The organism is Tetragenococcus solitarius NBRC 100494 (genome assembly GCF_001544195.1).
Lineage (GTDB): Bacteria > Bacillota > Bacilli > Lactobacillales > Enterococcaceae > Tetragenococcus > Tetragenococcus solitarius.
In genome coordinates, this window is record NZ_BCPY01000035.1 from 18,537 (window position 1) to 27,352 (window position 8,816).

The window sequence follows — 8,816 nt, forward strand, 5'->3', positions numbered from 1 at the left end:
GCCAATCATCTTACCTTTAAGACGACCAGCTTCATTGTACTTCTTTTATTGCTGCTAAATTATTTAACACCACTCATTAATCTTTGAATCCGAGGAACCATAAAGAGCAACATGATACCAAAAGCAACAGTAACTATCCCCACAACACTAAAGTACATAACTTCTGTGTCTGGGCTATACAAACGCACAATTTGTGCATTGAGTGCTTGAGCCACTGCATCACTTAAAAACCAAATACTCATCATTTGCGAATGGAAAGCTTTTGGTGCCAATTTAGTTGTGACTGATAACCCTATAGGCGAAATTAACATTTCTCCTATAATAACCAATGCCCAACTCATTAGTAGCCACTGCGGCCCCACTTTGGTGCCTGTCCCAAACAATATTCCTGGTAACATCATCCATAAAAATGAAACCCCGGCAAAAAATAGTCCATAAGTAAACTTCTTAGCCGAAGACGGCTGTTTGTTTCCTAGTTTGGTCCATAACCAAACAAAAATTGGGGTATAAATCATAATGAAAAATGGATTCAATGTTTGAAACCAACTGGAAGGAATCGTAAATCCGAAAAGAGAAAGTCGAGTTCGCTCTTCAGCAAATAAAGCCAATACAACAGATCCTTGTTCTTCAATCGACCAAAAAAGAATGGAGGCGATAAACAACGGAATATAAGCCCATACGCGAGACCGTTCTGTTGTCGTAATTTTTTTACTTTTAATAATCATAACAAAATAATAGATTGGAATGACCACAGCAAAAAGTGTAATCAAGTTAATTACATTGTTAATATTTAATAAACCTGCCAACTGCATAAACAATACAAGCACGATTACCGCTACAACCGCTAGTATACTTTTGCGCACTAAAGGTTTAACTTCTTCTGATTTGATGGGATCCCGTGCTTTTAATGTTTCTTCGGGCAAGAACTTCCTACCGCCGCGCACATATTGAACTAAACCAAAAAACATTCCGATAGCGGCTAATGAAAACCCTAAATGAAAGTTCACTTCTTGTCCTAAATAACCCACAAAAAGCGGTGCGATAAAGGCGCCTAAATTAGTTGAGAAAACAAAAATATTGAAACCAGCATCTCTTCTTAGGTCTTTTTCATCGTATAAATCGCCAACCATTTCCGAAATATTAGGCTTTAACAAGCCCGAACCCAATACAATAAGTATAATCGATGCAAATAAAGCTGCTTTGCCAAAAGGCAGTGACAATGCAATATGTCCTAACATAATCATAACACCGCCAATAAATACAGTGCGTCGACTCCCTAAAATACGGTCACTTAAGTAACCGCCGACTACACTTAATAAGAAAACAAGCGATCCATAAATCGACATAATAGCCGAAGCTGTACTGCGGTCAAATCCTAAACCACCATCTGCTACTGAATAATACATATAGTATAGTAAAATTGCACGCATACCATAATAACTAAATCTTTCCCACATTTCTGTAAAAAACAGTGTAGAAAGTCCACGAGGGTGTCCTAAAAATGAGGCATCCTTTTCATTCGAGTTCATGCTAATTTAACCCTCCAAATTAAATTCATTTTATATTACGAAGCTTTATTGTTTCACTTTATATGAAACGACAAGCTCAATTTTAATTTTCTGAAACTTTTCCGTCAATCGCTTAAACTATGAGCAAATGCACAAACTAAAGTTTCTCTAATAAAATTAAAAAAACAATTTTACTTTAAAAATAAATCATCTGCCCCAAATCACTATTTTTCGCAAATTTTTATTTTATTCCAAAAATTAAGTAAATTATTTTTTATTTTTTAGGCAGCTTTTATTAAATTTTTATCATCTGTTAGAAAAAGCGCTTTTTGCTAGACAAATGATGTATAATGCTGAGAAAATATCCCTAATAGGAGGGATAATATGATCTATATTATGGGAACGATTGCTGCTGGGAAGACCTCTTTAGCGAAAATTTTAGCTGAAGATTTACAATCACCTGTGTATTATGAAGATGTTGAAAGCAATGGTCTAATTTTAAATATGTTGCAAAAATTTTATGCTTCTGGAAAACAAAGCAGAAAAGCAAATGGCGCAATATTACAATTTGCTTTTTTAACTTTTCGTTATCAACAATTACGCCAAGCAATCACTCAACAAAATGCTGTAATGGACTCTTCCTTAGAATCCGATTTTGTCATGGCTTCTCAATTACACGATCACAACGAAATTGATGAAGCAGACTTTAATGTCTATTTAACTTTATCCCAGGAAATGCAGGCAAATATCAATGGCAGTCCTTGGAACGGCCTACCAGATTTGGTTATTTATTTAAAAATCGATTCAAGCCATGCCATTAATGAAATACAACAACGCGGACGAGAAATGGAAGACATTAAACGCGAACCTGGTTTAGTGGATTACTACCATCGTGTACACTATGCTTATGAAAAATGGGCAAATGGTTATCCGAGCTCTGCTCTTTTGACAATCGACCGTGAAAAATATGATTATGTACACAATGTTGAAGACCAAAATGCCGTCTTAGACTTGATTGAAAACAAATTAAAAGATCTAGGAAAATTTTCACCAAAAGCGTTCAAAAAAATCAAAGAAAATCGACAGCCATAGCTTATAAAAACTTTTATTTAAAGAAGATTATATTATTCCTCCCATGATACTACCTTTTTCAAAAATATTTATGTAATACAGTTGTTTTTTGTGTTATAACTTTAACAAAAAAAATGAAAGCAAAGTTCTTTTTTCATCGTTTTTCTTTACTTATCTAGGGGTAACCTTGACTTTCTTTGTGAAAGAATTATAATGAAAAATGTAACAGATTCTTTGATCTATTGTTATACTACTTGTCAGAAAGGAAGTTTTCTTATGAACCATTTTATTGGGTTAGTGGGCACCAATTCGGATAATTCTACCAATCGAAAATTACTACAGTTTATGCAAAAGCATTTTTCAGCAGATAAAGCAACAATTGAATTGATGGAAATTAAAAATTTTCCTGTTTTCAATAAACCAGAAACAAATCAATTGCCAGAAGTTGTAAAAAACGCAGCTGAAAAGATTCATCAATCAGATGGGGTCATTATCAGCACTCCAGAATATGATCATTCGATTCCGGCTGCTTTAACCAACGCCTTAAACTGGCTTTCTTATGGAATTTATCCTTTTGTAGATAAGGCTGTGATGATTACTGGCGCTTCTTATGGGACATTAGGTTCTTCCCGTGCCCAATCACATTTACGACAAATACTTGATGCGCCTGAACTAAAAGCACGCATCATGCCCAGCTCAGAATTCTTACTCGGCCATTCACTGGAGGCCTTTGATGAAAATAATATGTTAAAAGATCAAAACCAAGTCAAAAGGTTAGATGGTTTGTTCAAAGATTTTCAAGCTTTTGTAGAACTCACAAATCAGTTAACAAATGCTCATGAAGCCAATCAACAAGAAGCTGAAAATTTTGATTGGGAAACCATTTAGAAAAAGGAGAGTTTTTTTATGAAATTAGTTGGAATCGTAGGGTCTAACGCCGATTTTTCCTACAACCGTTTATTATTACAATATATAAAAAAGCATTTTAAAACATTTGTTGACATTGAACTTTTAGAAATCAAAGATGTGCCCCTGTTTAACCAGAGTCATGATCAAACCGACAGTGCTCCCATTCAAAAACTTAATCGTAAAATTTTGTCTGCAGATGGTGTTATCATTGCAACACCTGAACATAATCATTCCATTCCAGCTGGGCTAAAAAGTGTGCTTGAGTGGTTATCATTTAAAATCCAACCTCTTTCAAATAAGCCCGTTATGATTGTAGGTGCTTCTTATTATGACCAAGGCTCCTCTCGAGCACAATTACATTTACGTCAAATTTTAGAAGCTCCCGGTGTGAATGCTATTGTTATGCCAGGAAATGAATTTCTTTTGGGCGAAGTAAAGGAAGCTTTTGATGAACAGAATAACTTGAAAGATCAAGGAACAATCGATTTCTTACAAACTTGTTTAGAAAAATTTGTTAAATTCATTAAAGTAATTTCTTCAGTCAATGAACCGCAAAAAGACTTATCCGCTGAAGAAGATTTGGAAGCAACAGGTAAAATCGATACCACGATTGAAGGCGTGGATATGTCAGCTGAAGATTGGGTAGAACAAGCTAGTGAAAAAGTAAATGCGGCGCAAGGAGACACTTATGTGAAATTAAACCGTGGTGTCTTAACTGTTAACCAATTAAATGCCCTTTTAGCTTCAATGCCAATGGAAATAACCTTTGCCGATAGCAATAACCAATTCTTATTCTATAATTATACCGAGGATAAAGCAGACATGTTTGCCGGACGTGTTCCCGGACAAGTTGGTAATCCGCTAGCAAACTGTCATCCACCTGCTACTTATAAAAATGTTAAGTGGGTGCTTTCTCAATTGCGTCATGGAAAGCAAGATGTCGTTCGTATCCATGTACCAACACATGGTCCAGACAAATATGTTGTTCATAGCTATCAAGCAATGCGTGATGAAAAAGACAATTATATGGGCGTTAACGAATATGTACTCGATTTTCAACCGATTATTGACTGGTACTTACAACAAACTGGCCAACGCCTTGCTAAAGACGAAACAGTCGAAGTGGATGCAACTTCTAGCGCCTCTACAAAACAAGATGAACAAGTAGATGGCGTCTCTGGTGCTTCAGAAAAAGCGACTTCAAAAGCCGATAGCGTATCCGGTGCTTCAGAAAGTACAAATGTCGATAGTGTTTCTAGCGCTTCTGTTAAAGCTTAATTTTGATGATAAAAAAAACTGGTTATTACGTTAAAACAAACGTAATAATCAGTTTTTTGGTATTTATCAAAATAGAAATCTTTTACTTAAAAGGCTGAGTTCCGGCTCCTCCTTCAAATAATCCAGTATAATCACTAGAAACATCAAGATAACCGCTATAATTTCCTTTAGCTATGGTAGCCGTAGGGCTAAATTGCCAAGCGCCATAATCTGTCTGCCACAAGTCATCTTTTGAAGGTTCATATGGATACTGAGCCATCCATGTATTTTCGGCGCCCACCGTATTACTGACAGCACTTCGATATAAATAACCAGCTCCCGTATAAACACCATGGTTTTCATATCCTTTATCTGCTAGCACTTTCCAAAAATCGTTTAAATAAGCAGCAACGTTGACATTTTCAGTCGATGAGTCTTCCATATCAGCAAAAATCTTTACTTTCTTATTCAATTTATTTTTCTGCAAGAAAGACAGCAGATGGTTTGCTTCTGCTTTAGCTTCTTTAGCAGTGGCAAAATTTGCATAATGATAAAGGTTGACATTCAGCCCCGCATTAGCAGCAAATTCTATTTGTTCAAGTGCATAAGGATTTGTATAATTAGCGGATTGAGTGGTTTTTACCACCACAGACTGAACGCCTTTATCAGCCAAAATTTTATAATCATTTTGGGTCATCTCTCCTTGATAAGAAGAAACATCAATCGCATCTTGTGGAGGTCGTGTTGCATCCCCAATGTTAAATACATCGGTAGAAGTATTAGCAGCCGCTTGGTTAAATTTAGACACAGCAGGTTCGCCTGTATAAGACATTGTATTCTTTATAGTAGCTTCTTCTTGTGCTTGTCCATTGTTACTGACTGCTAAGAAACTAAAAATGAAACAAGCAGTTATACTTGCTTTTATTAATATATTTTTCTTTTTACTTTTATTTAAATAAATAAAAATCATCCTTTCTAGCATATTTTTATTACTTTTTACACTACCAGTAAGCGTTTATAATGTAAACTATTTATTTTGCGAGATTTTAATTGCAAGACAAGCATTTACCAGCTATATTCAATTTCATTTCGTAGTAATAAAAGAATATAACAAATTAAAAGTTCCTTTTATTAGTAGCAGTTCAACCTAAACATACATACTTATAAAAGGAGCTTTCTTATTTAAAAACAATCAGCTATATCACTAAAATTTATGGATGAATTTACTGCAAGTATCCTTCTCGTAGCTTTAACCTTTACTAAAACTTGACCTTTTTCTAACTCTGGTAGTATCATTTTACTTTCTGTCAGTTGCTCTTTGCCGGCATATTGGTTAATAATAATCGCTCTTATCTCCAAAATTGCCTTACCGTCTTTCTTTAATTTACTTTATCTAATCACCCTTACTTTACGATAAAAACTTTATTCAGAATTTGCCTCTTTTTGCGCATATTTACGTTGGAAATCCGCAATTGTTTGGTATTCTGTTTTTAATTGTCGTGTTAAACGAATGTAAATCGGTATTAATTCGCGATAGACAGCAAAATGATCAGGGTTAGGGGCATAGGTTTTGGTTTTACCGACAAAGTTTTGAACTTCATCTAATTGGTCAATCACGCCGATAGACTTCATTCCAACGACTGCAGCACCTAAACAAGAAGATTCAAACGCCTGTGGAATCGTTACAGGCCGTTCAAAGACATCTGATAACATTTGACGCCATAATTTTGAACGAGCAAAGCCCCCTGTTGCTAAAATAGATTCAGGTTGTCCGACCACTTCTTCTAAGGCTAAAAGGACGGTGTATAAATTATAGACAATTCCTTCAAGGACAGCGCGTACCATATGTGCGCGTGTATGCATTTGCGTCAAGCCGAAAAATGAACCGCGCGCATTTGCATCCCATATAGGTGCCCGTTCGCCTCCTAAAAAGGGATGGAATAATAAGCCATCCGAACCTGCAGGTACTCGTGCAGCAATCTCAGTTAATAAATCATAGCTGTCTTTTTGCAAAAGGTCAGCTGTACTTTTTTCAGCATCAAATAAATTATCACGTGCCCAAGAAAAAACGACACCTCCGTTGTTCACCGGACCGCCAATGACCCATAGTTCCTTCGTTAATGCATAGCAAAAGATTCGTCCTTTTGGATCAATGACTGGGTGGTCACTAACCATCCGAATCGCTCCAGATGTGCCAATTGTCACCGCAACCACACCTTTATCAATGGCATTAACTCCTAAATTAGACAGTGCGCCATCAAATGCTCCTTGAACAAAAGTAACATCTTGTGGACAACCGGTAATTTTGGTATACTCTTTTTTCATGCCGGAAAATTGTTCATAAGCATCTACAACTTTAGGTAATTGTTCTTCTTTCACTCCAGCGAGTGCTAGAGCTTTTCTATCCCACTGTAGTTCAAATATATTGTACATGCCAGTACAGCTGGCAACAGAAACATCCATCTGCCATATGCCAAATAAACGATAAAGAACATATTCTTTAATGCCACAATAATAAGCCGCTTTATGATGAACTTCGGGGACATCTTCTTTTAGCCAAGAAATCTTACATAACAAAGACATGGGATGAATCGGTGTGCCTGTACGTTCATATAGCTCTTGTCCTTTATCTGAATCTTTAATTTTCTCAGCTGCTGCAGCTGCTCGTGTATCGCCCCAGGTAATAATACGTGTTAGTGGTTGATAATTCTCATCCAGGGCAATTAAGCTTTGATTAGCGCTCGAAAAAGAAACAGCTTTTAATTTATCTTTTTGCCAGTTGATTGAATGAATCACTTTTCTTAAACCTAAAGTAACAGCTTCAAGAATCTCTTCAGGTTCTTGTTCAGCCATACCTGTTGCGTCACGATACAATTCATAGGAATGACTGGTATGATCAATCACATTTCCCTTTAAATCATACAAAACGGCTTTGGTACTCGTTGTACCAATATCCATTCCAATAATATAATCCATCGACTAAAACATCCTTTCCTGCTCTTATCATTTTACAATATTAAAGAAAGACCATAAACACAAACCAGCCCGGTTACGGATAGTACAGAAGTAAGCGTTGTCCAAGTAATAAATGTTTCTTTTAACGAAAGGCCAAAATATTCTTTAATCATCCAAAATCCAGCATCATTGACGTGGTCAGCAAAAATACTACCTGCTCCTACTGCAAGCACCATTAAAGCTGGGTTCACTCCCGTTTGTGCAATTAAAGGTGCAACCAGACCTGCACCCGTCATAGCAGCTACTGTAGAAGAACCTAAACTTACACGTAAAATAGCAGTGACAAGCCATGCAGCAAAAATTGGCGAAAGGTTGATATCTGTAAACAATGAAGAAATATATTCTGAAATTCCGCCTTCAACCAATACTTGCTTAAGCGCACCGCCTCCGCCAATAATGAATAACATCATCGCAATTTGTGTCACAGCTTCTTCAATGGTCGTACTGATTTCTTTCATTGAACGGTTTTGTTTATAGCCCATGGTATACATCGCAAATAACAATGATAACAACATTGCGACATCAGGTTCACCGATAAATTCAATCCCCTGTTGTAAAGCACCTCCGCTTAAAAAACTACCTAAAACAGTCGCTATTCCGATTAAAATCACTGGCATCATAGCGGTACTAGCGCTCATCCAGAAAGACGGTGTCTGCTCTAGCTTAAATTCTTTTACTTCGCCTAAGCCAGGAATTTTTTCTTGGATGCGATAAACCCTAGGATAAAATTTACGTAAAAAAGAATTAAAAACAGGCCCTGAAACAATAATAGTCGGAATAGCAACAACCAACCCATATAAAATCACTTGCCCAATATCTGCACTCATAATTCCTGAAATTGCGGTTGGCGCTGGATGAGGCGGAATAAAACCGTGCATAACATTTAATGTGGCAGCCATTGGAATCGCCAATGTTAAAAGCGGAATTTCTAATTCCTTGGCAATGACAAAAATAATAGGAAGCAAGACAACCAAACCTACTTCAAAAAATAACGCTAGACCAACAATAAAAGAAGCAACAATAACAGCAATTTGAATCTGTCTTTTGCCAAATTTA

At 36.4% G+C, this 8,816-nt stretch carries 7 protein-coding genes; 3 read left to right on the top strand and 4 right to left on the bottom strand.

Annotated features, from left to right (window positions below; genetic code table 11):
* Positions 1-59: 59 nt before the first annotated feature.
* Positions 60-1,529, bottom strand: coding sequence for a peptide MFS transporter (locus tag TS1_RS09590; RefSeq protein WP_068710181.1), 1,470 nt, complete (start codon positions 1,527-1,529; stop codon positions 60-62).
* Positions 1,530-1,892: 363 nt separating this feature from the next.
* On the opposite strand from TS1_RS09590, the gene TS1_RS09595 reads away from it, so the two are divergent.
* The 3 genes from TS1_RS09595 to TS1_RS09605 all read left to right on the top strand — a co-directional run bounded on the left by TS1_RS09595 (position 1,893) and on the right by TS1_RS09605 (position 4,766).
* Positions 1,893-2,600 (top strand): deoxynucleoside kinase, encoded by a 708-nt coding sequence (locus TS1_RS09595; protein ID WP_068710182.1) that lies wholly within the window; start codon positions 1,893-1,895, stop codon positions 2,598-2,600.
* Positions 2,601-2,855: 255 nt separating this feature from the next.
* Positions 2,856-3,467, top strand: coding sequence for an NADPH-dependent FMN reductase (locus TS1_RS09600; protein ID WP_068710183.1), 612 nt, complete (start codon positions 2,856-2,858; stop codon positions 3,465-3,467).
* An 18-nt stretch (positions 3,468-3,485) separates the two neighbouring features.
* A complete protein-coding gene (locus tag TS1_RS09605; RefSeq protein WP_068710185.1) occupies positions 3,486-4,766 on the top strand; it encodes an NAD(P)H-dependent oxidoreductase in 1,281 nt (426 codons plus the stop codon).
* Between the two features lie 82 nt (positions 4,767-4,848).
* Here TS1_RS09605 and TS1_RS09610 read toward each other — a convergent pair whose 3' ends face one another.
* The 3 genes from TS1_RS09610 to TS1_RS09620 form a co-directional block, all read right to left on the bottom strand.
* Entirely contained in the window at positions 4,849-5,727 is an 879-nt protein-coding gene (locus TS1_RS09610; RefSeq protein WP_068710186.1) for a GH25 family lysozyme, read from the bottom strand.
* Between the two features lie 440 nt (positions 5,728-6,167).
* Positions 6,168-7,721, bottom strand: a complete 1,554-nt coding sequence (gene gntK / locus TS1_RS09615; protein WP_068710188.1) for a gluconokinase — start codon at positions 7,719-7,721, stop codon at positions 6,168-6,170.
* Positions 7,722-7,753: 32 nt separating this feature from the next.
* Positions 7,754-8,816 (bottom strand): gluconate:H+ symporter (locus TS1_RS09620; RefSeq protein WP_068710191.1); only part of this gene is annotated, 1,063 nt, incomplete at its 5' end.